Below are 21737 nucleotides of genomic sequence, written 5' to 3'. Positions count from 1 at the left end.
CATGAACTTCTTCGTCATACTCGAGGGCGTCATCGCCTTCTTCCTGATCGCCGGGGGGCTCTTCGCCTTCATCGGCTCGCTGGGCATGGCCCACCTGCGCGACTTCTACATGCGCCTGCACGGGCCGACCAAGGCGACCACCCTGGGGATCGGCTGCATCCTGATCAGCTCGATGCTCTACTTCTCGACCACCCAGGGCGAACCCATCATCCAGGAGATGCTGATCACCCTGTTTTTGTTCATCACCGCACCGGTGAGCGCCCACCTGCTGGCCAAGACGGGCCTTCACCTCAAGCTCAAGCACGTGCCCAAGACCCTCGGCAAGCCCGTGGAGCTCTATCGCGAGGAGGTCGGCGAGAAGCCCGTCCCACACCCGGAGCGGTGACCGCAGCCACCGCGCCGGCGCGCCACTAGACCCAACCGCCAAGCTCGTTCTCGATCACCGAGAGCAGCGCGGCGATGTGATCGTCGCGAGCGTTCAGGCAGGGAATGTAGGTGAAGGTCTCGCCGCCGGCCTCGAGGAAGGCGTCGCGGATCTCCTCCTCGATCTCCTCGAGGGTCTCCACGCAGTCGGCCGAGAAGGCCGGCGAGACCACCGCGATGTGCTTCTTGCCCTGGCGGGCCAGCTCGGCGACGTGCTCCACGGTGGCCGGCCCCACCCACTCCTCGGGACCGAACTTCGACTGGAAGGCCGTCTGCACGGCCTGCTCGTCCCAGCCCAGGCGCTCGCGCAGCAGGCGCGTGGTCTTCTGGCACTGGCAGTGGTAGGGGTCGCCCTCCAGCAGGTAGCGCTTGGGCACGCCATGGTAGGAGGCCACCAGCACCTCCGGGGGCGTCTCGGCGGCCTCATAAGCCTCGCGTACCGAGCTCGCCAGGGCGTCGAGATAGGCGGGGTGTTCGAAGTAGGCCGGCACGGTGCGCAGCGACGGCTGCCACTTGAGCTTCATCAGGGTGCGAAAGGCCTGATCGTTGGCGGTGGCCGTGGTCGGCCCGGCGTACTGGGGGTAGAGCGGGAAGAAGAGTATTCGCTCACAGCCCTCGGCCTGCAGACGGCGCAGCACGCTATCGGTGGAGGGATTGCCGTAGCGCATGCAGAAATCCACCACCACCTTGTCGCCGTGGCGTTCAGTCAGCTCCTCGGCCACCTTGCGTGTCTGCTCCCGAGTGGTGGTCAGCAGCGGACTCTCGTTCTTCTCGGTGTTCCAGATCCCCCGATAGGCCTCGCCGGACTTGAACGGCCGGCGCGAGAGGATGATCAGCTGCAGCAGCGGCTGCCACTTCCAGTCGGGGTAGTCGACGACCCGCTTGTCGGAAAGAAACTCGCTCAGGTAGCGGCGCATCGACCAGTAGTCGGTGGCATCCGGCGTGCCGAGATTCGCCAGCACCACGCCCACCTTGCCCCGCGCAACGGCGGGATGATCGGCGGGAGCGTGGGGCGGGCGGTCCGCCCTGGGCTGGTCGTGGTCGGAGGCGGCGAGCGGCGTCTCGGAGGCGGCCATGGGGTCATCCTTGTGATAGCACTTGTGGAAGCACGGGTGAAGGGGATCGCGGTGTGCGATGCAGGGTAAAGCCTACCATCGACGGGCACCAACGCGGAATCGAGTTATACTATGGCAACCATTTGTACAACTCCTGGCTAACTCATGACCACACCGCTGATCCTGGTCCTCGGCGACCAGCTGAGCCATGACCTCGCCACCCTGCGCGACCTGCCGGACGAGGCAATCGTCGCCCTGTGCGAGGTAGGCACCGAGGCGAGCTACGTGCCCCACCACCCCCAGAAGATCGCGCTGATCTTCTCGGCCATGCGCCACTTCGCCGAGTCGCTACGCGAGCGCGGCCGCTTCGTGCACTACAGCGCCCTGGGAGACGACGACAACGCCCAGGACCTGATCCGTGAGGCCGAGCGGCTGGCCGCGCACTATGGCTGCGACGAGATTCGCGCGGTGCGCCCCGGTGAATGGCGGCTGTGGCAGGCGATGCGCGAGCGGGCCGAGGCCGAACTGCCCTGGCGGCTCGTCGAGGACGATCGCTTCTTCAGCACTCCCGAGGAATTCGACGCCTGGGCCCGGGGCCGCAAGGCGCCGCGCCAGGAGCACTTCTATCGTCTGATGCGCCGCCAGACCGGTCTCTTGATGGAAAACGGCGAGCCCGTCGGCGGCCAGTGGAACTTCGATCACGACAACCGCGAGCCGTTACCGGCCGATTTCTCGGTACCGAAGCCACCCCGTCATCGCCACGACGCCACCACCCGGGCGGTGCTCATGCTCGTGGCCGAGCGTTACGGCGAGCACTTCGGCAGCCTCGAGGGCTTCCACTGGCCGGTGACGCGGCGCCAGGCCCTGGTCGACATGCGCCATTTCATCGAGCACCTGCTGCCCGCCTTCGGGCGCTACCAGGATGCCATCAGCGACCGCGAACCATTCCTCTATCACTCTCGGCTCGCCGCGGCGCTCAACCTCGGGCTGCTCTCGCCCCGCGAGGTGTGCGAGGCCGTAGAGCGCGAATACTCCGAGGGGCGCGCCCCGCTGAATGCCGTCGAGGGCTTCATCCGCCAGGTGCTGGGCTGGCGGGAGTACGTGCGCGGGCTCTACTGGACGCGCATGCCCGACTACAAGCGCAGCAACACCCTGGGCGCCAGCCGCGGCCTGCCGAGCTTCTTCTGGAACGGCGAGACCGAGATGCGCTGCCTGCGACGCGCCATCGAGATGACCCGCGACCACGCCTATGCCCACCACATCCAGCGGCTGATGGTCACCGGCAACTTCGCGCTGCTCTGCGACGTAGCGCCCGAGGCGCTCTGCGACTGGTATCTGGCCGTCTACGCCGACGCCTGCGAGTGGGTGGAGCTGCCCAACACCCTGGGGATGGTGCTGCACGCCGACGGCGGGCTGATGGGCTCCAAGCCCTACTGCGCCTCGGGCAAGTACATCGATCGCATGTCGGATCACTGCCAACACTGCCGCTTCGACCCGAAAAAGGTCACGGGCCCCGACGCCTGCCCGTTCAACAGCCTCTACTGGGACTTCCTCGAGCGCCACGCCGAGACCCTCGGCGCCAATCCGCGCATGAAGCTGATCTACGGCAGCCTGTCGCGGATGAGCGATGACAAGCGCGCCACCATGCGTGAGCAGGCCGGCGCTTTTCTCGAACAGCTCGATGCCGCGCCCGCCTATGCACCCGCCGGGGAACACCGCGCGGGCTATGGCGATGCCGGCTCCCGCCACGCCCCCACCACCGCCAAGGAGACGACGCCATGAGCCGCCGCGCCACGCTCCTTGCCCGGGCCCCGGTGACCCTCTTTCACGACGGCCACTGCCCGCTGTGCCAGCGCGAGGTCGCCTGGCTATCGCGTCATCCGCGCCGTGAACGCGTCAAGCTGGTGGATATCCAGGCGCCGGACTTCGATGCCGAACGCCTCGACAGCAGCTTCGCGGCGATGATGGGGCGGCTGCACGTCCGCGACGAGGACGGACGCTGGTACGTGGGCATGGACGCCAGCCGCGCGCTCTATGCGGTGCTGGGCTATCGACGACTGGTCTGGCTGAGCACCCTGCCGGGGGTCGGCGGAATGATGGATGCGGGATACCGCTGGTTCGCCCGCCGTCGTCTGCGCCTGGGGCGCTGGCTACAACGGCGGGGCAAGGCTGGCTCGAGGGGCTGAGTCGAAGGACCGGCTCGAAAGGCCGGTCAGCAATCGCTGGCTCAGAAGACCAGCGGCATGCGCGAGGTCAAGGGGTCGTGGTAGTGCGTCTCGCGCCCGATGACCTCGTCGTGGGGCACCTGCTGCACGAGATAGGCACGGTGGATGCCGGCACGTCGGAGCTCGTTGTAGACATCGTCCAGCGAGCGGAACAGGATCGGCTTGCCGGCACGCGTCAGCATGTGGCGGCTTCCCTCCACATCCTCGAGTTCGACCTGGTAGAAGCGGCTGCCGGCGTGGCCGATCACGCGTATCTCGAAATTGTCGTGGTGAGCCACGAAGGCCTTCAACGCCTGGAAATCCATGGGCCATCCTCCTGATGTCCGGTCGGTAGTGTCGGAGTACACGCTCGGGACAGCCTGAGACATCCCGATGACGATCGCGTGTCGCCGATGTGTCCTTCCAGTGACCCTGGCCTCCCGGGCGAGGTTCCGGCGCTACTGATATTCGGAGGGATCGATGGCCTTGCCCAGGGAGTTGCGGTCGACCCACTTGCCGGCCTTGGTCTCCTTGTAGCGGAACACCACCTTGTCGCCGACCTTCACCGGCAGCTCGGAATCCTCGGTCTGATAGCTGTAGGCCTCGCCGTCCACCTGCAGGTAGTAGCGATAGAGATCGGGCATCCCCAGCCACTCCTTGAAGGGACCCTCACGCTCCATCGACTGGAGCTCGCCGCGCCCCTCGAGTTTCGGGATGCGCTGGCGATTGCCGCGTCGAAATCCGCCTGCCATGGTGTCTCCTTCCTGTGTGGTTCAAGGGAACGGCATTATACGGGGCCGCCGACGGGACTCAAGGACGCCGTCACTCGCCGAAGGCCTCGCGATAGCTGTCCGGCGCCAGGTCCTCGAAGCGAGTGTACTTGCCGATGAAGGCCATGTGCACCGTGCCGATGGGACCGTTACGCTGCTTGCCGATGATCACCTCGGCCAGCCCCTGATTGTCGGGGTTATCCGGATTGTAGACCTCGTCACGATAGACGAAGCCGATGATATCGGCGTCCTGCTCGATGGCGCCGGACTCGCGCAGGTCCGACATCACCGGGCGCTTGTTGGGACGCTGCTCCAGGGAGCGGTTGAGCTGGGAGAGCGCCACCACCGGGCAGCCGAACTCCTTGGCCAGCCCCTTGAGCGAGCGGGATATCTCAGATATCTCGCCGGTCCGGTTCTCCGAGAAGCCCGGAATCTGCATCAGCTGCAGATAGTCGATCATGATCAGTCCCAGGTTGCCCTGTTCGCGCACCACGCGGCGGATGCGCGAGCGCATCTCGCTGGGCGAGAGCGCCGCGGTGTCGTCGATGAACAACTGCTTGTCCTTGAGCAGGTTCACCGCCGAGGTCAGCCGCGGCCAGTCCTCGTCCTCGAGCTGGCCGGTGCGCACCCGGGTCTGGTCGATGCGACCCAGCGAGGAGAGCATGCGCAGCATCAGCGAGTCTGCGGGCATCTCCATGGAAAACACCATCACCGGCTTGTCGCTGGAGATCACCGCGTGCTCGACCAGGTTCATGGCGAAGGTGGTCTTGCCCATGGAGGGGCGCCCAGCAATGATCACCAGATCCGAGGGCTGCAGGCCCGAGGTCATCTCGTCGAGATCGCGAAAGCCGGTCGAGAGTCCGGTCATCTCGCCCTGCATGTTGAACAGCTCGTCGATGCGGTCGACCGCCTTGGTCAGAAGCTCGCTCATGCCGATGGGGCCACCCGACTTGGGACGCTCCTCGCTGATCTGGAAGACCAGCCGCTCAGCCTCGTCGACCAGCTCATCGGCGGGGCGCCCCTGGGGGCTGAAGGCGCCGTCGGCGATCTGGCTGGCCGCGCGGATCAGCTTGCGCAGGGTGGCGCGCTCGCGAACGATATCGGCATAGGCGCGGATATTGCTGGCCGAGGGCGTGTTGCGCGCCAGCTCGGCGAGGTAGGCCAGCCCCCCCACGGTATCCAGCTGGTCGCGCCCCTCCAGCGCCTCGGAGAGGGTCACCACGTCCAGCGGCCGTCCCGACTCGGCCAGGCTCGCCATGACGTTGAAGACCAGGCGATGCTCGTAGCGATGGAAGTCGTCCGCCACCAGGCGGTCGGCCACGTTGTCCCACGCCTGGTTGTCGAGCATCAGGCCACCGAGCACCGACTGCTCGGCCTCCACGGAGTGGGGCGGCACCTTGAGGGCGGCGGTTTCCCGATCGAGGGGAAGAGATTCGTTCATGGTACGCGGACCTTCAGGGGGGAGACGGGACCAACACATTCTACCCGATGGGCGGCGGCGACCCCATGCCCGGGCGTCGCCCGGCGCCTGCGCAGGGGACGAAACGCGACGACAGGCAGGGAACGAAAAACGGGGACGAAAAAAAGGGCGAGGATTCGCTCCTCGCCCCCTTGGTCACGGCACGCCCCGAAGCGCGTGCCGCTGGCCATGGCCTTACTCGGCCACTACCACCACGCGCACAGTGGCGTCGACTTCGGCATGCAGGCGCAGGTCGATGTCGTACTCGCCGGTCTGGCGGATCGGGCCTTGCGGCATGCGCACTTCGCTCTTGGCCACTTCGATCCCGGCGCTGGAGATGGCATCGGCCAGATCGCGCGGACCGATGGAACCGAACAGCTTGCCCTCGTCGCCGGCCTTGGAGACCAGAGAGAGTTCGATGTCGTTGAGCTGTTCGGCACGCGCCTCGGCGACGGCCTTGCGCTCGGCGGCCTCGGCCTCGAGCTCGGCACGCTGCGCCTGGAAGGCCTCGATGTTGTCCTTGGTGGCCGGAACGGCGAGACCGTAGGGCACCAGGTAGTTGCGGCCGTAACCGGGCTTGACGGTGACCTGGTCACCCAGACCGCCCAGCTTGCCAATCTTGTCGAGCAGAATGACGTCCATTCTCGTAAACCTCTTGTCAGTGGCTGCGGGCCAGTCGTCCACGGAAATCCGCGAACGTGTCGATGAAGGCCATGAGCAGCACAATGAGAATCATGGGCCAGGTGGTGATCAGCAGCACATAGAAGGCGACCAGCCACAGCCCGTTCATTCCCTTCAATCCGATAAAACCATGCACCAGCGCGATGCCGGCCACCAGCAGCGGTACCCAGGCCAGCATGCCCAGGGCCGGAAGCCCCAGCACGCCGCCGAGAATCCCGAGCAGCACCAGCAGGACGAGCTCGCGGGGCGCCAGGCGCAGCGCGTGGAACTCCTCGCGAAACCCGCCCGGGTTGTAGAGCCCGGCCTGCCAGCCCCGCGCCAGGGCCAGGCAGGCCACGGCGGCGAGCAGCACGATCAGCGCGGTCACGCCGCTGATCATCAGGCCGGCCAGCTGCTCGGTGTCCATGCCCTGAGCCGAGAGCTCGCTGAGCATCGCCGCGATGTCCGGCGAGCCCTGGCGCAGCTGCTCCAGCACGAAGGCGGCCCCGCCCGGCGGCAGGAAGATGCCCAGCTGGATCATGCCCGACCCGGCCAGGGTGCCGGCGATGATCGCCTCACTCCAGCTCAGACGGGCACGCAGCACCACCGCCATCAGCGTCACCAGCAGCACGCTGGCGAGCGGAATGACGTCTCCCTGGGTCCACCAGAGGCCGGCGGGTATCGCCGCGGCGAGAATCACCGGCAGCGAGGCGGCCATACCCTGGCGCAGCGTGACCAGGGCCACCACGGCGGCCCCCAGCCAGAACAGCCAGGGAATGGCGATGCCCGCGGCGGCTCCGAGAGCCGCGTAGGGCGTGCCGCGCATCATCCAGCGGGCGACGGGCAACATCACGCGCAGTGCTTACTGGTGGCTGTCGGTGTAGGGCAGCAGTGCCAGATAGCGTGCCCGCTTGATGGCGGTGGACAGCTGGCGCTGGTAACGGGCCTTGGTCCCGGTGATGCGGCTGGGAACGATCTTGCCGGTCTCGGTGATGTAGGCCTTGAGCGTGTCCAGATCCTTGTAGTCGATCTGCTTCACGCCTTCAGCGGTAAAGCGGCAGAACTTGCGGCGACGGAAAAAGCGTGCCATGGGAAGACTCCTTCAGAGGTGCGATGGGTGTGCTCAGGCGGATTCGGTGCTGCGCGGCTTCTCGTCGCGACGGACACGCTTCTCTTCCACCGGCTTCATCATCGGAGAGGCCTCGGTGACGGCTTCCTTGGCGCGAACCACCAGGCTGCGGATGATGGCATCGTTGAAGCGGAAGATGTTCTCGATTTCATCGAGAGTCTCACCGCTGCACTCGACGTTCATCAGCACGTAGTGAGCCTTGTGGATCTTGTTGATCGGGTAGGCCATGTGGCGACGGCCCCAATCTTCGAGGCGATGCACGGTGCCGCCGTTCTCGGTGACGAGGCCGGTGTAGCGCTCGACCATGGCCGGGACCTGTTCGCTCTGGTCCGGGTGGACCATGAAGACGATCTCGTAGTGACGCATGGGATCTCCTTGCGGTTTGGCAGCTTCCACAGTGGCAACCTCGGGTCGCTCAGGGGAAGCAAGGAGTGATTGTCAAAAGACGGGTTGTCAGAAGACAGGAATACCCACTCGCAAGGCGAGCGGGCGCAGGTATTCTAATGATCTGCGGCCCGACTGGCAAGGTGCGGCTGCTCAGCGGCTTTTGCCCTGTCGCTGGCGCACCGCCTCGAACAGGCAGATGCCGGTGGCCACCGAGACGTTGAGGCTGGAGACGCTGCCGGCCATGGGCAACTTGACCAGGGTATCGCAGCCCTCGCGGGTCAGTCGTCGCATGCCCTTGCCCTCGGCGCCCATCACCAGGGCTGCGGGGCCGGTGAAGTCGGCCTCATAGAGGCTCGCCTCGGCCTCGCCGGCGGTGCCGGTGATCCACACCCCCAACTCCTTCATCTTGGCCAGGGTCCGCGCCAGGTTGGTGACCTGATAGACCGGCATGCTCTCGGCGGCCCCGCAGGACACCTTGCGCACCGCGGCATTGAGCGGCGCCGCCTTGTCCTTGGGCACGATGACGCCGTGGACCCCGGCGGCATCGGCGCTGCGCAGGCAGGCGCCAAAGTTGTGCACGTCGGTGACGCCGTCGAGCACCAGCAGCAGCGGCGGCGCCGCATGCGGCCAGCCCTCGAGCCTGAGCCACAGCGAGGCCTCGCCCTCGAAGGCGAGCGGGGTGGCAAAGGCGATGATGCCCTGATGAGAAGCCCCCTGGGCGAGCTGGTCGAGCTCGTCACGGGGCCGTGACTGCAGGCGCGCGCCGCCCTGGCGCGCGGCCTCGACCAGATCGGCCAGGCGGGCCCCGGCGCTGCCCTCCTGCACCCAGACCTCACGGGGCGTCTCACCACGATCGAGCAGCGCCCGCACCGCGTGCACGCCGAACACGGCCTCGAGCCCGCCGGGCGTCGACGGCGCCCGACGCGGGGCGCCGCGAGAGGCGCGGGGTTTCCTGTGCCCTGCCGCCATCAGCCGCGGCCCTTCGACCGCCGCGGGCCGCGGCGACGCTTGCCGCCCTTGCCCGCCTTGTCGTCGGACCGGCTGCCCTTGTCGGCGCCGCCGCCGCCACCCGAGCCGCCGCGAGGCTTGCGCGGCTGGCGCTTGGGACGCGGCTTCTCGTCGGCCAGCTCGAAATCGATCTTGCGGTCGTCGAGGTCGACGCGGGCCACCTGCACGGAGACACCGTCGCCGAGGCGATAGCTGATCCCGCTGCGCTCGCCCTTGAGGCGATGCTTCTCGGGCTCGTAGTGGTAGTAGTCGGAGGGCAGCGAGGTGACGTGCACCAGCCCCTCGACGTACACCTCGTCGAGGCGCACGAAAATGCCGAACTGGGTCACCGAGGCGATGCTGCCGTCGTAGACCTCGCCGAGCTTGTCGGACATGAACTCGCACTTGAGCCAGTCCTCGACGTCGCGGGTGGCGTCATCGGCACGGCGCTCGGTCATCGAGCAGTGCTCACCGAGTTCGAGCATCTGCTCGAAGGTGTAGGGCGACCACTTGCTCGGCGGCTCGACCGCGGCGCCCTCGGCGCGCAGCACGGTATTGGTCTGGCGCGGCCCGCGAATCACCGAGCGGATGGCGCGGTGGACCAGCAGGTCCGGATAGCGGCGGATCGGCGAGGTAAAGTGCGCATAGGCCGGATAGGCCAGGCCGAAGTGGCCGTCGTTCTGCGGCGAATAGACCGCCCGGCTCATCGAGCGCAGCATCACGGTCTGGATCACGTCGGCGTCGTCGCGGCCCTTGATGGCCTCGGCCAGGTCGCGATAGTCCTGGGGACTCGGGTCGTCGCCGCCCGGCAGCGACAGGCCCAGCTCGTTGAGGAACAGGCGCAGCTTGTCGAGCCGCTCCGGCGAGGGCTTCTCGTGGATGCGGTAGAGCGCCGGCAGGTCGTGCTTGTCGAGGAAGCGCGCCGTGGCGACGTTGGCCGCCAGCATGCACTCCTCGATGATCTTGTGGGCGTCGTTACGACTGCGCGGCACGATCTTCTCGATCTTGCGCTCGTCGTTGAAGACGATCGCCGTCTCGGTGGTCTCGAAGTCGAGGGCACCGCGCTCCACGCGGGCCTCGCGCAGCAGCTGGTAGAGCGAGTGCAGGTTCTTCAGTGACGGCACCAGCTCGCTGTACTCCTCGCGCAGGGCTTCGCCCTGCTCGCCCTCGTCGTCGAGGATGGAGGCGACCTTGTTATAGGTCAGGCGCGCGTGAGACTGGAAGACCGCCTCGTAGAAGCGGTAGCGGCTGATCGCCCCGCTCTGGGAGATGTTCATCTCGCAGACCAGCGCCAGGCGATCGACGGCCGGGTTCAGCGAGCAGAGCCCGTTGGAGAGCAGCTCCGGCAGCATCGGCACCACCTGCCCCGGGAAGTAGACCGAATTGCCGCGGGTGATGGCCTCCTGATCCAGGGCGCTGCCCGGACGCACGTAGTGGGAGACGTCGGCGATGGCCACCAGCAGCTTCCAGCTGCCCGACTTGGTCTTCCAGGCGCAGACGGCGTCATCGAAGTCCTTGGCGGTCTCGTCATCGATGGTCACCAGCGGCACGTGACGCAGGTCGATGCGGTTCCCCTTGTCTGCCTCATCCACCTCGGCCGACATGCCGGCAATCTGATCGTTGACCTCGGGCGGAAACTCGGCGGGAATCTCGTAGCTGCGGATGGCGATGTCGATCTCCATGCCGGGATCCATGCGCTCGCCAAGCACCTCGATCACTTCGCCCACCGGCTGCACCCGGGTCTCGGGCTGCTGGGTGATCTTCGCGGAGATCACCTGGCCATCCTGCGCGCCACCACAGGCGCTGTGGGGGATGATGATCTCCTGGGTGATGCGCGGGTTCTCGGGAATCAACACCCCGAATTCCGGCGTGTTGGCCCGATAGACGCCGACGATCTCCTGGGTGTTGCGCGCCAGCACCTCGACGATGGTCGCCTCGTCGCGCCCACGGCGATCGCGGCCGCTGACGCGCACCAGCACGTGGTCGCCGTGGAAGACGCGACGCATCTGGCGGGGCGGCATGACCAGATCCGGTTTCTTGCCGTCATCGCGCAGCAGGAAGCCGAAGCCGTCACGATGCCCAAGTACCTTGCCCTTGATCAGATCGAGCTTGTCGATCAGCGCATAGGCGTTGCGCCGATTGCGCAGCACCTGCCCATCGCGCTCCATCGCCGCCAGGCGACGCCGCACCGCCTCCTGGAGGTCCTCGTCCTCGAGACCCAGCTGTTGACTCATCGCCTCGTGGGTCAGCGGCTTGCCGGCCTCTTCGAGACGCGCCAGCAGGTATTCTCGGCTGGGTGCAGGCTTGTCGTACTTGTGAGCTTCGCGTTTCGCGTGCGGATCGTCGCTGAGCGTCCAGTGGGTCATGCGGAAGGCATCCTTGGCGGCATCATGGGCAGCGTGATCAAAAGAGCGCCGGGACGGCGTCCGGCGCGTGGCATCTGGCGTTTCGTGTAGTTTGTCATGCGCGCAGTATAGCGCTGGCGCCCCCATCACCCAACCATGGTGGCGCCACGAACTCCCGGCCGGCTACAAAAAAACCGGCTTTTCCATCGCTCTCCCGCTTGCATCACCGAATGAATCCGGTACCATACGCCTCGCTTGCCCAGATGGCGGAATTGGTAGACGCGCTAGCTTCAGGTGCTAGTGTCCTAACGGACGTGGAGGTTCAAGTCCTCTTCTGGGCACCATCGATATCCCGTCGATCTTCGATCGGATATCCGGGAGTTCACTCCCACGCTCTTTGTCAGCTCGAGTCATTCGTGTTCGCCCAGGTGGCGGAATTGGTAGACGCGCTAGCTTCAGGTGCTAGTATCCTTACGGATGTGGAGGTTCAAGTCCTCTCCTGGGCACCATCGCTCCATGCGATGCGCCCGAACACGACGACAGCATGATGCGCCCAGGTGGCGGAATTGGTAGACGCGCTAGCTTCAGGTGCTAGTATCCTTACGGATGTGGAGGTTCAAGTCCTCTCCTGGGCACCACTTCTCGCGTCATGCAGACGAGCCTTACATCGATGCCCTACAGGAAACCGCGACACTGGATCGCGGTTTTTTTGTGCCTGTCTTTCCCGTGCCTGTCTTTGATGCCACCTCATCCGGCGCCACCCTGACGCCCTGCCCGGGATGATGACCATCGGGATCGTCGGCCGCTCAGAAGCGCCCGGGCAGCCTGGCCACCGCCTCGAGCCCCCAGCCGGCGGTATCGACCCGCGCCTCTAACGCCTCGGCCGACGCCGGCGCGAGTTGCGGCAGGAAGTCCAGGCCGGTGCGCGCCTCCACCTCGTCGATGCTCACCAGGAAGTCGTCCAGCGGCTCGTCGCCCGAGACACGCTGCGGCATGATGAAAGCCAGCGCACGGGGCTCATCGCCCGGCACCACCAGGATCTTATAGAAGGCCTGGGGCACCTCCACCAGGCCGACGCGATTGAGCACGTTATCCTGGAAACGCGCGGGGAAGATCGGGCCGGTAATCACCTGCAGGGCGGCGAAGCGTGGTACGAAGTGATCCATCACCACCTCCTCGAGCCGCTGCCAGAGGCGTCGATTGAGCTCGGGCCGCTGGGGCGACATGTTGCTCATCAGGAAGGTATCGCGCTGGGCCCCGCGGCCATGCACCGCCGCGATGGCGTAGTTGGGCGCGAGATGCCCGCGATCGTAGCCGCTGCCGAAGTAGCTCTCCGTGGAGATCGGCCAGAGCGCGCGCCAGTCGCGGCGAAAGCCGGGGCGAGGCCCGGAGGAGGGATCGTCGACACGCTGCAGCAGGTAGCTGACCCACAGCGGATTGACGCGCACATCGGACCAGCCCACCAGGAAGCCGTCGTTGCGTAGCACGCGGTGGAAGGTCAGCGGCGTCAGATCCTCCCAGGTCGTCACCCCCTGCCAGCTCAGGCCATCGCGAAGCTCACGTTCCTGAAAATGCCAGAGCCCCGTGGCAACCGCCAGGAAGAGGGCCGTGATAGCGAAGCGACGCACCCGATGCCGCCAGCGATGGGCGATACGCCCCCGACGTGCTGCCATATTCGAACCACCCTTCTTTTCGCCCACTCCGTGGCCTTGTGACTCGCGGGCTCATCACCAACCCAGCGAGAACATGGTCTCCAGGTCGTGGCGGGAGTGCACCTGCATGGCGTTGAGGGTTTCGGTGTCGCGGATGCCTTCGACGGCATTAAGCCGCCCGGTAACCAGCTCAGCCAGGCTCTCGAAGTCGCGAGTCCGCGCGATGGCCACCAGGTCGTAGCGCCCACAGGTGGAGTAGACCTCGCTGACACCCTCGACCTCGGCCAGCCGCTCGGCCACGGCCTTGACCTGGCCCTTGTCGGCATTGATCAGAATCACGGCATTCTGCATCGCACTTCTCCCTGTCAAAGGCGCTATCGCGCACGTCATGTACCGGTCGGACGGCAGGCCACCGCCGCTGGCGCGAGTATAGCAGCGCCGTCGCGGGCGCTGCACCGGCAGCTTGGCGACCGCCGGCTATCGGCGCGCAAGTGCCTGACCACGTGACGGATTGCCGCAGTGACCGTGCGCGATTCGCGATGCCTCATTCAGTTGACTATCATGGGTCGGGCGAACTCCGCTGGCGAATGCCTGTCGGATCAAAGGTGGCGCGGCACGCCACCGTCGCGACTGGCGCGACATGCAAGGCCCGAACCGCCAGAGTCGGGAAGCAAGACATAGACAGACAAGACATAGAATAGCCGTCGCTCGAAACCAGAAGCGATCAATAAGCGCGGGCACCAAGCATGCCCCGCCACGATTCATCCCTACCGTGATGACAAGGAGAGACCATGGCCGATCGCAATCGTCGTGACTTCATGCGTAACAGCCTGCTGGGCCTCGCTGCCCTGCCCCTGGGTGCCGGCATCCTGTCCAAGAGCGCCTTCGCACAGGAACTGCCCGCCCTGGACCCCAGCGCCGAACAGGCCAAGGCCCTGAACTACGTCAAGGTCGCCAGTGAGGCCAGCGACCACCCCGCCTACGAAGAAGGCGAACTGTGCGAAAACTGCATGTTCTACCAGGCGGATAGCCAGGGCTGTCAGCTTTTCCCCCAGAACAGTGTCGAGCCCGGTGGCTGGTGCCAGTCCTGGACGGCCCAGGCCTGAGTCGACGTCGCACGCCGACACACAAGACCCGCGCCACGGCGCGGGTCTTTTCATTTCAGGGCCTGTCACCAGGCCGTTCGTTTCAGGCGATTTTCCAGGGCTGCTCGTTCCCGGACAGCGGCTCCTTCTAGGGCAGCCGCCCGAGCACCGTCACTCGCGCCGCTCCTCCTCGGCCAGGGGCCAGTGGTAGCGGCGCACCACCTCGTCGTTTTCCACCGATTCCAGCCGCACCGGGAAGCCCCATAGCTGGTGGAGGTGACGGATGACCGGGTAGACGCTGCGCGCCAGCGGCCGACGACCGTCCTGAACGTGACGCAGGGTCAGCGAGCGGTCGCCGCGGATATCCGCCGCGTAGACCTGGATGTTGGGCTCGCGCACCGCCAGGGCGTACTGGACGGACAGGGAGTCGCGTAGGCGTCGATAGCCGCGCTCGTCGTGGATCGCCGCCACCTCGAGCATCTCCTCCTGATCGTCGTCGACCACCATGAACAGCTTGAGGTCGCGCATCACCTTGGGTGAGAGGAACTGCTGGATGAAGGACTCGTCCTTGAAGTTGCGCATCGCGAATTCCAGGGTCTCGCGCCAGTCACTGCCGGCGGTATCGGGGAACCATTCGCGATCCTCCTGGGTTGGGGCCTCGCAGATGCGCTTGAGGTCGGTGAAGATGGCGAAGCCCAGCGCGTAAGGGTTGATGCCGCTGAAGTAGGGGCTGTCGAAGGCCGGCTGCTGCACCACCGAGGTGTGGGACTGCAGGAACTCCAGCATCAGCCCCTCGTCCACCAGGCCTTCTTCGTAGAGACGATTCATCAGGGTGTAGTGCCAGAAGCAGGCCCAGCCTTCGTTCATCACCTGAGTCTGACGCTGGGGGTAGAAGTACTGAGCCAGCTTGCGCACGATGCGCACCACCTCGCGCTGCCAGGGGGCCAGCAGTGGCGCGTTCTTCTCGATGAAGTAAAGCAGGTTCTCCTGGGGCTCGGGCGGATAGCGTCCACCACCGTGCAGGCCCAGCGGATCTTCTTCATCGACCATGCCGGCCAGGGCATCGCCGCGCGGCCTCCCGGGAATGGTGCGCCACAGCATGTTGACCTGCGCCTGGAGGTGCTCCTCGCGCTCCGTCTGGCGGCGCGACTCCTCCTCCGCGGAGACCGGCGAGGGCCGCTTGTAGCGATCGACCCCGTAGTTCTGCAGGGCGTGGCAGGCATCCAGCAGCTGCTCGACCGCCTCAACGCCGTGGCGTTCCTCGCACTCGCTGATGTACTTCCGGGCAAACACCAGGTAGTCGACGATGGAGGGAGCGTCCGTCCAGGTGCGAAACAGGTAGTTGCCCTTGAAGAAGGAGTTGTGGCCATAGCAGGCGTGCGCCATGACCAGCACCTGCATCATCAGGGTGTTCTCCTCCATCAGGTAGGCGATGCAGGGATCGGAATTGATGACCAGCTCGTAGGCCAGGCCCATCTGGCCGCGGCGATAGGCCTGCTCAACGGCCAGGAACTGCTTGCCGAAGGACCAGTGGTGGTAACCCACCGGCATACCCACGCTGGCGTAGGCATCCATCATCTGCTCGGTGGTGATGACCTCGATCTGGTTGGGGTAGGTGTCCAGGCGATACTCGTCGGCCAGGCGAGCGATCTCGTGCTCGAAGGCGTCGAGGATCTCGAAGTTCCAGTCGGAGCCGGTGGCGATGGGCTGACGTCGGGTCATGCTGCCTCCTCAGGCCGCCTCAGGGGGCGACTCGGCGCTTGAACAGCTCGCGGAAGACCGGATAGATATCACCGGCCTCGACGATCTGGCGCATTGCGAAGCGCTTGTCATACTCGGCCTCCACGCGCTCATACTCCTCCCACAGCGCCTGATGGGCATGGGGCGTGATCTCCACGTAGGTGAAGTACTGGAGCCTCGGCATCAGGCGCTCGACCAGCAGCTTGCGGCAGGCGACGGAGTCGTCGTCCCAGTTGTCCCCGTCGGAGGCCTGCGCCACATAGAGGTTCCACTGCCCGGCGGGATAGCGCGCCTCGATGATCTCATCGACCAGGGTCAGGGCGCTGGAGACGATGGTGCCGCCGGTCTCCCGCGAGTAGAAGAACTCCTCCTCGTCGACCTCCTTGGCCGCGGTGTGATGGCGCACGAAGACCAGCTCGACCTTCTCGTAGTTGCGTTCCAGGAACAGGTAGAGCAACAGATAGAAGCGCTTGGCGATGTCCTTGTGGGCCTGAGTCATCGAGCCCGAAACGTCCATCACGCAGAACATCACCGCCTTGCTCGACGGCTGGGGCTGATCGATCAGGTTGTTGTAGCGCAGGTCGTAGGTATCGATGAAGGGCACCGCCTCGAGGCGCTTCTCCAGCCGCTCGATCTCCTCCTTGAGCTCACTGATACGGGCCGGATTGCGCAGCACCGGATCCTTGCGCTCCTCCTCGGCCAGCGCCTCCACGGCTTCGCGCAGGGCCCGACGAATCGGCGCGCGCATGGCGATGCGCCGCGCCTGGGCCTCTCGCATAGAGCGCACGATGTTGATGCGCGCCGGCGTCCCGTCCCGGGAGACCCCCGCTCGCACCTGACGCACCTCGTCGAGGTCCACCAGGTTCTTGCGCTCCAGATGGGGGAGCTCGAGGCCGTCGAAGACGAAGTCGAGAAACTCCTCCCGCGACAGGGTGAAGGCGAACTCGTCCACCCCCTCGCCTTGGTTGGAGGCACTCCCCTCTCCCGAGCCGTCGCCGCCGCCTCCGCCGCCGGGGCGACGCAGCCGATCCCCCTCGACGAACTCCTTGTTGCCGGGGGCGACGATGGCGCGCTCACCCCCCGGACCATGCTGGAAGACCGGCTCGGAAATGTCCCGCGCCGGGATCGAGACCTTCTCGCCCCGCTCCATGTCAGTGATCGAGCGGCGGTTCACCGCCTCCTCGACCGACCGCTTGATGCGGGTACGATAGCGGTCGAGGAAGCGCTGTCGATTGACCGCGCTCTTGTGCTTGGCATTGGCTCGTCGATCGATGAAATAGGTCATGGCGACCTCCTCGCCCTACTGCGACTTGCGCACCCGCAGGTACCACTCGGAGAGCAGCCGCACCTGCTTCTCGGTGTAGCCACGGTCGACCATCCGCGCCACGAAATCCTCGTGCTTCTTCTGGTCCGAGGTCGAGGCCTTGGCATTGAAGGAGATCACCGGCAGGAGCTCCTCGGTGTTGGCGAACATCTTGTGCTCGATCACCCCCCGGAGCTTCTCGTAGGACTGCCAGCTGGGGTTCATGCCGTTGTTCTGGGCCCGGGCCCGCAGCACGAAGTTGACCACCTCGTGACGGAAGTCCTTGGGATTGGAGATACCGGCCGGCTTCTCGATCTTCTCCAGCTCCTCGTTCAAGGCCTGACGATCGAGGAACTCACCGGTCTCGGGATCACGGTACTCCTGGTCCTGGATCCAGAAGTCGGCATAGGTGACGTAGCGATCGAAGATGTTCTGGCCGTACTCGGAGTAGGACTCGAGGTAGGCGGTCTGGATCTCCTTGCCGATGAAGTCGACGTAGCGCGGGGCCAGGAACTCCTTGATGAAGCGCAGATAGCGCTCGAAGGTCTCGCGGGGTAACTGTTCCTGTTCCAGGCGCTGCTCGAGCACGTAGAGCAGGTGTACCGGGTTGGCCGCCACCTCGTGATTGTCGAAGTTGAACACCTTGGAGAGGATCTTGAAGGCGAAGCGCGTGGACAGCCCCTCCATGCCCTCGTCGACACCGGCACTGTCGCGATACTCCTGGATCGACTTGGCCTTGGGGTCGGTGTCCTTGAGGTTCTCGCCGTCGTAGACCCGCATCTTGGAGTAGATGCTGGAGTTCTCGGGCTCCTTGAGTCGCGAGAGCACCGTGAACTGGGCCAGCATGCGCAGGGTATCCGGGGCACAGGGCGCCTCGTTGAGCGACGAGTGCTCGAGCAGCTTCTTGTAGATGTTGATCTCTTCGGTGACCCGCAGGCAGTAGGGCACCTTGACCATGTAGACCCGGTCGAGGAAGGCCTCGTTGTTGCGGTTGTTGCGGAAGGTCTGCCACTCGCTCTCGTTGGAGTGAGCGAGCACCACCCCGTCGAAGGGTATCGCCCCCATGCCCTCGGTGGGGTTGTAGTTGCCCTCCTGGGTCGCCGTCAGCAGCGGATGCAGCACCTTGATCGGCGCCTTGAACATCTCGACGAACTCCATCAGCCCCTGGTTGGCGCGGCACAGGCCGCCGGAGAAGCTGTAGGCGTCCGGGTCATCCTGGGAATAGAGCTCGAGCTGGCGGATATCCACCTTGCCGACCAGCGAGGAGATGTCCTGATTGTTCTCGTCGCCAGGCTCGGTCTTGGAGATGGCGATCTGGTTGAGCCGCGAGGGGTAGAGGCGCACCACCCGGAACTGGGAAATATCGCCGCCGCGCTCCTTGAGTCGCTTGGCGGCCCAGGGCGACATCACGCTCCTCAGGTAGCGCTGGGGAATGCCGTACTCCTTCTCCAGCAGCTCACCGTCTTCCTCGGGGGAGAACAGCCCCAGCGGCGATTCATAGACCGGGGAGTCCTTGATGGCATAGAAGGGCACCTTCTCCATCAGCAGCTTGAGGCGCTCCGCCAGCGACGACTTGCCGCCGCCCACCGGCCCCAGCAGATAGAGGATCTGCTTGCGCTCCTCGAGCCCCTGGGCGGCGTGGCGGAAGTAGGCGACGATCTGCTCGATGGCCTCCTCCATGCCGTAGAATTCGGCGAAGGCCGGGTAGCGGCGAATCACCTTGTTGGAGAAGATGCGCGACAGTCGCGAATCCTTGGCGGTGTCGATCACCTCCGGTGCGCCGATGGCCTCCAGCATCCGCTCGGCGGCAGTGGCGTAGGCCACCGGTTCTCGGCGACAGAGTTCCAGGTACTCCTGCAGGCTCATCTCTTCCTGCTGGACGCGAGAGAAGCGGCTCTGCACATGGTCGAAGATGCTCATCGATGCCTCCTTAAAGCCCGATTCCCCGGCCACGACGACGTGGTGATAAAAAGCCGGGTAGGGTCTCATCAGCGTAGTCAGCATCAGCGGATAACGGTTTAGCCCACCAATCAACGCTCCCGAGCCCTCATCCCTGAGAGCCCGGGAACGTCCGTCGGTTCATGAAGATCGTCGAGAGATTAAACGCTGCAACGACGCTGGCCGCCGGAGACACCGGCGGCCAGCGGACAGGGAGAGACGCTCAGGGCCGATCGCGGGCGGGGCGAGAGGAACGAGGCGAAGCGTGGCCGAGCGGCCCACCAGGACGGGTGCCGCTCGGCGCCTCAGAGGCCCGCGGCGAGACGAGTGCCCTGGGCGATGGCCCGCCGGGCATCGAGCTCGGCGGCCTCGTCGGCTCCGCCGATCACGTGCACGGCCACCCCGGCGGCGCGCAGCGGCTGGAGCAGCTCCCGCACCGGCTCCTGACCGGCACACACCACCACGGTATCAACCTCGAGCCGGCGCGGCTCGCCCCCGACGCGCAGCGCCAGGCCGTCATCGTCGATGCCGACGTACTCGCAGTCGGCGATCATCTCGACCCCGCGATGGCGAAGCGAGGCGCGATGGACCCAGCCGGTGGTCTTGCCGAGCCCCTTGCCGGGCCGCGAGGCCCGGCGCTGCAGCAGGAAGACCCGGCGCGGGGTCGCGGGCGGTCGCGCCGCCTTGAGTCCGCCGGGCTGGGCCAGGTCGAGATCCACGCCCCATTCGTCGCACCAGGCCGAGACATCCAGGGAGGAGTGACCGGCATGCGTCAGCAGCTCCGCCACGTCGAAGCCGATGCCGCCGGCGCCGATGATCGCGACCCGCGCCCCGACCCGCTCGGGATGGGTGATGGCCTCGGGGTAGCTCATCACCATGGCGTGATCGATGCCCGGCAGCGCGAGCCGGCGAGGGCGCACGCCGGTGGCCAGGACCACCGCGTCGAAGGCGCGCAACTCCTCGACCCCGGCCTCGACGTTCAGCCGCACCTCCACGTCATGCTTGTCGAGCATCACCCGGTAGTAGCGCAGGGTCTCGTCGAACTCCTCCTTGCCGGGGATGCGCCGCGCATGATTGAACTGGCCGCCCAGTTCGCTGGCGCGCTCGAAAAGAGTGACCGCATGCCCCCGCTCGGCGGCGGTCACGGCCGCGGCGAGCCCCGCCGGGCCGCCGCCCACCACGGCGACGCACCTCGAGCGCTCGGTCGGCGTGACGACCAGCTCGGTCTCATGACAGGCGCGTGGATTGACCAGGCAGGAGGTGAGCCGACCCAGGAAAACCTGGTCCAGGCAGGCCTGGTTGCAGGCGATGCAGGTATTGATCTCGTCGTCGCGCCCGGCGGCGGCCTTGCTCACCCAGGCCGGATCGGCCAGGAAGGGGCGCGCCATGGAGACCATATCGGCATGCCCCTCGGCCAGCACCCGCTCAGCCACATCGGGCATGTTGATGCGGTTGGTGGTGATCAGTGGCACGCCGAGTGCTTCGCGCATGCGCCGCGTCACCTCGGTGAAGGCGGCGCGCGGCACGCTGGTGACGATGGTCGGCACTCGCGCCTCATGCCAGCCGATGCCGGTATTGATCAGGTCGGCGCCGGCGGCCTCGATCGCGCGCCCGAGTGCCAGGACCTCCTCGCGGCTGCTGCCCTCCTCCACCAGATCGATCATCGACAGGCGAAAGATCAGCAGGAACTCATCGCCCACCGCGTCGCGGATGCGCCGCACGATCTCGACGGCGAAACGGATGCGGCGCTCGAAGCTGCCGCCCCAGGCGTCGTCTCGATGGTTGGTGCGTGGACAGATGAACTGATTGATGAGATAGCCCTCAGAGCCCATCACCTCGACCCCGTCATAGCCGGCCTGGCGTGCCAGCGTGGCGCAGCGCACGTAGGCCTCGATGCGCGCCTCCACCTCGTCGCTCGTGAGCTCACGCGGCGTGAAAGGGGTGATCGGCGACTGGATCGGCGACGGTGCCACCAACTCCGGGGTATAGGCATAGCGGCCGGCATGCAGGATCTGCAGACAGATGCGCCCACCGGCCTCGTGCACGCCCTCGACCACGCGACGATGCTCCGCCACCTGCTCGGGCTGTTCGAGGGTCGCGGCGCCCTGGAAGACGGCGCCCTCGGCGAGCGGTGCGATGCCGCCGGTGACGATCAGCCCCACTCCCTCCCGGGCCCGCTCGGCATAGAAGGCCGCCAGCCGCTCGAAGCCCCCGGGGGCCTCCTCGAGGTTGGTGTGCATCGAGCCCATCAGCACCCGATTGGGAAGCGTCAGGTGGCCGACCCGCAGGGGGCGGAACAGCTGGGGGTAAGCACTCACGGCAGGATCCTCATGGTCGAAACGGCGACGATTTCAAACAACTGTATGATAGTCGCGGCGCAGGACGCAAAGATTCATCGCACATGCGTTCGAAAAGTAGGCGAACAGCCGAGGGAAAATCAGGATAGAGCAGGCTCAGGAGGGCGTGAAACGAAACAGCCCCGAGACCAAGAGGTATCGGGGCTGAAGAATTCGTGTGCAGATGGCGGACCGGACGGGACTCGAACCCGCGACCTCCGGCGTGACAGGCCGGCATTCTAACCAACTGAACTACCGGTCCGC

Annotated in this window: 20 protein-coding genes and 4 tRNA genes; 7 read left to right on the top strand and 17 right to left on the bottom strand. The window is 66.0% G+C overall.

What is annotated here, in order from left to right; translation table 11 throughout:
- Position 1: 1 nt before the first annotated feature.
- On the top strand, positions 2-385 hold the full coding sequence (locus BM388_RS04055; RefSeq protein ID WP_089847475.1) for a Na+/H+ antiporter subunit G: 384 nt from the start codon (positions 2-4) through the stop codon (positions 383-385).
- A 25-nt stretch (positions 386-410) separates the two neighbouring features.
- Here BM388_RS04055 and hemH read toward each other — a convergent pair whose 3' ends face one another.
- Entirely contained in the window at positions 411-1499 is a 1089-nt protein-coding gene (hemH, locus tag BM388_RS04050) for a ferrochelatase (protein WP_089847473.1), read from the bottom strand.
- A 144-nt stretch (positions 1500-1643) separates the two neighbouring features.
- Here hemH and BM388_RS04045 point away from each other — a divergent pair, with 144 nt between their 5' ends.
- Both BM388_RS04045 and BM388_RS04040 read left to right on the top strand, forming a co-directional pair.
- Positions 1644-3260, top strand: a complete 1617-nt coding sequence (locus BM388_RS04045) for a cryptochrome/photolyase family protein (protein ID WP_089847471.1) — start codon at positions 1644-1646, stop codon at positions 3258-3260.
- Positions 3257-3664, top strand: a complete 408-nt coding sequence (locus BM388_RS04040) for a thiol-disulfide oxidoreductase DCC family protein (RefSeq protein WP_089847468.1) — start codon at positions 3257-3259, stop codon at positions 3662-3664. Before BM388_RS04045 ends, BM388_RS04040 begins: the two co-directional genes overlap by 4 nt.
- Positions 3665-3705: 41 nt before the next feature.
- Here BM388_RS04040 and BM388_RS04035 read toward each other — a convergent pair whose 3' ends face one another.
- The 9 genes from BM388_RS04035 to rnr form a co-directional block, all read right to left on the bottom strand.
- A complete protein-coding gene (locus tag BM388_RS04035) occupies positions 3706-4008 on the bottom strand; it encodes a DUF6482 family protein (protein WP_089847466.1) in 303 nt (100 codons plus the stop codon).
- Between the two features lie 132 nt (positions 4009-4140).
- The gene (locus tag BM388_RS04030) at positions 4141-4434 is read right to left on the bottom strand and encodes a hypothetical protein (RefSeq protein WP_089847464.1); all 294 of its coding nucleotides are present in this window, start codon (positions 4432-4434) and stop codon (positions 4141-4143) included.
- Between the two features lie 70 nt (positions 4435-4504).
- The gene (dnaB, locus tag BM388_RS04025; protein WP_089847462.1) at positions 4505-5893 is read right to left on the bottom strand and encodes a replicative DNA helicase; all 1389 of its coding nucleotides are present in this window, start codon (positions 5891-5893) and stop codon (positions 4505-4507) included.
- A gap of 213 nt (positions 5894-6106) precedes the next feature.
- Entirely contained in the window at positions 6107-6553 is a 447-nt protein-coding gene (gene rplI / locus BM388_RS04020) for a 50S ribosomal protein L9 (RefSeq protein WP_089847460.1), read from the bottom strand.
- Between the two features lie 16 nt (positions 6554-6569).
- On the bottom strand, positions 6570-7421 hold the full coding sequence (locus BM388_RS04015; RefSeq protein ID WP_089847458.1) for a YybS family protein: 852 nt from the start codon (positions 7419-7421) through the stop codon (positions 6570-6572).
- Between the two features lie 12 nt (positions 7422-7433).
- Positions 7434-7661 carry a 30S ribosomal protein S18 gene (rpsR, locus tag BM388_RS04010; RefSeq protein ID WP_016853668.1) on the bottom strand — a complete coding sequence of 76 codons (228 nt, stop codon included), beginning with the start codon at positions 7659-7661 and terminating at the stop codon, positions 7434-7436.
- Positions 7662-7694: 33 nt separating this feature from the next.
- Positions 7695-8066 carry a 30S ribosomal protein S6 gene (gene rpsF, locus BM388_RS04005; RefSeq protein WP_089847456.1) on the bottom strand — a complete coding sequence of 124 codons (372 nt, stop codon included), beginning with the start codon at positions 8064-8066 and terminating at the stop codon, positions 7695-7697.
- A 171-nt stretch (positions 8067-8237) separates the two neighbouring features.
- Positions 8238-9056 (bottom strand): 23S rRNA (guanosine(2251)-2'-O)-methyltransferase RlmB, encoded by an 819-nt coding sequence (gene rlmB / locus BM388_RS04000; RefSeq protein ID WP_089847454.1) that lies wholly within the window; start codon positions 9054-9056, stop codon positions 8238-8240.
- Positions 9056-11440, bottom strand: coding sequence for a ribonuclease R (gene rnr, locus BM388_RS03995; protein WP_089847452.1), 2385 nt, complete (start codon positions 11438-11440; stop codon positions 9056-9058). The genes rlmB and rnr overlap by 1 nt, the downstream gene beginning before the upstream one ends.
- Before the next feature lie 236 nt (positions 11441-11676).
- On the opposite strand from rnr, the gene BM388_RS03990 reads away from it, so the two are divergent.
- From BM388_RS03990 to BM388_RS03980, 3 genes are all read left to right on the top strand, one after another.
- Positions 11677-11763 (top strand) — tRNA-Leu (locus BM388_RS03990).
- A 78-nt stretch (positions 11764-11841) separates the two neighbouring features.
- Positions 11842-11928 (top strand) — tRNA-Leu (locus BM388_RS03985).
- Positions 11929-11970: 42 nt separating this feature from the next.
- Positions 11971-12057, top strand: a tRNA-Leu gene (locus BM388_RS03980).
- A gap of 168 nt (positions 12058-12225) precedes the next feature.
- Here BM388_RS03980 and BM388_RS03975 read toward each other — a convergent pair.
- On the bottom strand, positions 12226-13092 hold the full coding sequence (locus BM388_RS03975) for a DNA/RNA non-specific endonuclease (protein ID WP_089847450.1): 867 nt from the start codon (positions 13090-13092) through the stop codon (positions 12226-12228).
- Between the two features lie 54 nt (positions 13093-13146).
- Positions 13147-13422 carry an Lrp/AsnC family transcriptional regulator gene (locus tag BM388_RS03970; RefSeq protein ID WP_089847448.1) on the bottom strand — a complete coding sequence of 92 codons (276 nt, stop codon included), beginning with the start codon at positions 13420-13422 and terminating at the stop codon, positions 13147-13149.
- A 440-nt stretch (positions 13423-13862) separates the two neighbouring features.
- Between BM388_RS03970 and BM388_RS03965 the strand changes: the two genes are divergently transcribed.
- Positions 13863-14177: a high-potential iron-sulfur protein gene (locus BM388_RS03965; protein ID WP_089847446.1), complete on the top strand. Its 315-nt coding sequence runs from the start codon at positions 13863-13865 to the stop codon at positions 14175-14177.
- Positions 14178-14327: 150 nt separating this feature from the next.
- Here the strand turns inward: BM388_RS03965 and BM388_RS03960 are convergent, their stop codons facing one another.
- The 5 genes from BM388_RS03960 to BM388_RS03940 form a co-directional block, all read right to left on the bottom strand.
- Complete coding sequence (locus tag BM388_RS03960) at positions 14328-15878, bottom strand: SpoVR family protein (protein WP_089847444.1); 1551 nt, start codon at positions 15876-15878, stop codon at positions 14328-14330.
- Positions 15879-15897: 19 nt separating this feature from the next.
- Positions 15898-17181 carry a YeaH/YhbH family protein gene (locus tag BM388_RS03955; RefSeq protein ID WP_089847442.1) on the bottom strand — a complete coding sequence of 428 codons (1284 nt, stop codon included), beginning with the start codon at positions 17179-17181 and terminating at the stop codon, positions 15898-15900.
- A 15-nt stretch (positions 17182-17196) separates the two neighbouring features.
- Entirely contained in the window at positions 17197-19119 is a 1923-nt protein-coding gene (locus BM388_RS03950) for a PrkA family serine protein kinase (protein ID WP_089847440.1), read from the bottom strand.
- 323 nt (positions 19120-19442) lie between these two features.
- Positions 19443-21455: an NADPH-dependent 2,4-dienoyl-CoA reductase gene (locus BM388_RS03945; RefSeq protein ID WP_089847438.1), complete on the bottom strand. Its 2013-nt coding sequence runs from the start codon at positions 21453-21455 to the stop codon at positions 19443-19445.
- 203 nt (positions 21456-21658) lie between these two features.
- Positions 21659-21735: transfer RNA gene (locus BM388_RS03940), tRNA-Asp, on the bottom strand.
- Positions 21736-21737 lie beyond the last annotated feature (2 nt).

Source organism: Halomonas saccharevitans, assembly GCF_900116405.1.
GTDB lineage: Bacteria > Pseudomonadota > Gammaproteobacteria > Pseudomonadales > Halomonadaceae > Halomonas > Halomonas saccharevitans.
This window is presented reverse-complemented; position numbering and strand designations above follow the sequence as displayed.

Excerpts from the sequence above, each read along its gene's own strand:
- BM388_RS04055 (WP_089847475.1), top strand. The coding sequence starts at position 2 with ATGAACTTCTTCGTCATACTCGAGGGCGTCATCGCCTTCTTCCTGATC.
- hemH (WP_089847473.1), bottom strand. The coding sequence starts at position 1,499 with ATGGCCGCCTCCGAGACGCCGCTCGCCGCCTCCGACCACGACCAGCCC.
- BM388_RS04045 (WP_089847471.1), top strand. The coding sequence starts at position 1,644 with ATGACCACACCGCTGATCCTGGTCCTCGGCGACCAGCTGAGCCATGAC.
- BM388_RS04040 (WP_089847468.1), top strand. The coding sequence starts at position 3,257 with ATGAGCCGCCGCGCCACGCTCCTTGCCCGGGCCCCGGTGACCCTCTTT.
- BM388_RS04035 (WP_089847466.1), bottom strand. The coding sequence starts at position 4,008 with ATGGATTTCCAGGCGTTGAAGGCCTTCGTGGCTCACCACGACAATTTC.
- BM388_RS04030 (WP_089847464.1), bottom strand. The coding sequence starts at position 4,434 with ATGGCAGGCGGATTTCGACGCGGCAATCGCCAGCGCATCCCGAAACTC.
- dnaB (WP_089847462.1), bottom strand. The coding sequence starts at position 5,893 with ATGAACGAATCTCTTCCCCTCGATCGGGAAACCGCCGCCCTCAAGGTG.
- rplI (WP_089847460.1), bottom strand. The coding sequence starts at position 6,553 with ATGGACGTCATTCTGCTCGACAAGATTGGCAAGCTGGGCGGTCTGGGT.
- BM388_RS04015 (WP_089847458.1), bottom strand. The coding sequence starts at position 7,421 with ATGTTGCCCGTCGCCCGCTGGATGATGCGCGGCACGCCCTACGCGGCT.
- rpsR (WP_016853668.1), bottom strand. The coding sequence starts at position 7,661 with ATGGCACGCTTTTTCCGTCGCCGCAAGTTCTGCCGCTTTACCGCTGAA.
- rpsF (WP_089847456.1), bottom strand. The coding sequence starts at position 8,066 with ATGCGTCACTACGAGATCGTCTTCATGGTCCACCCGGACCAGAGCGAA.
- rlmB (WP_089847454.1), bottom strand. The coding sequence starts at position 9,056 with ATGGCGGCAGGGCACAGGAAACCCCGCGCCTCTCGCGGCGCCCCGCGT.
- rnr (WP_089847452.1), bottom strand. The coding sequence starts at position 11,440 with ATGACCCACTGGACGCTCAGCGACGATCCGCACGCGAAACGCGAAGCT.
- BM388_RS03975 (WP_089847450.1), bottom strand. The coding sequence starts at position 13,092 with ATGGCAGCACGTCGGGGGCGTATCGCCCATCGCTGGCGGCATCGGGTG.
- BM388_RS03970 (WP_089847448.1), bottom strand. The coding sequence starts at position 13,422 with ATGCAGAATGCCGTGATTCTGATCAATGCCGACAAGGGCCAGGTCAAG.
- BM388_RS03965 (WP_089847446.1), top strand. The coding sequence starts at position 13,863 with ATGGCCGATCGCAATCGTCGTGACTTCATGCGTAACAGCCTGCTGGGC.
- BM388_RS03960 (WP_089847444.1), bottom strand. The coding sequence starts at position 15,878 with ATGACCCGACGTCAGCCCATCGCCACCGGCTCCGACTGGAACTTCGAG.
- BM388_RS03955 (WP_089847442.1), bottom strand. The coding sequence starts at position 17,181 with ATGACCTATTTCATCGATCGACGAGCCAATGCCAAGCACAAGAGCGCG.
- BM388_RS03950 (WP_089847440.1), bottom strand. The coding sequence starts at position 19,119 with ATGAGCATCTTCGACCATGTGCAGAGCCGCTTCTCTCGCGTCCAGCAG.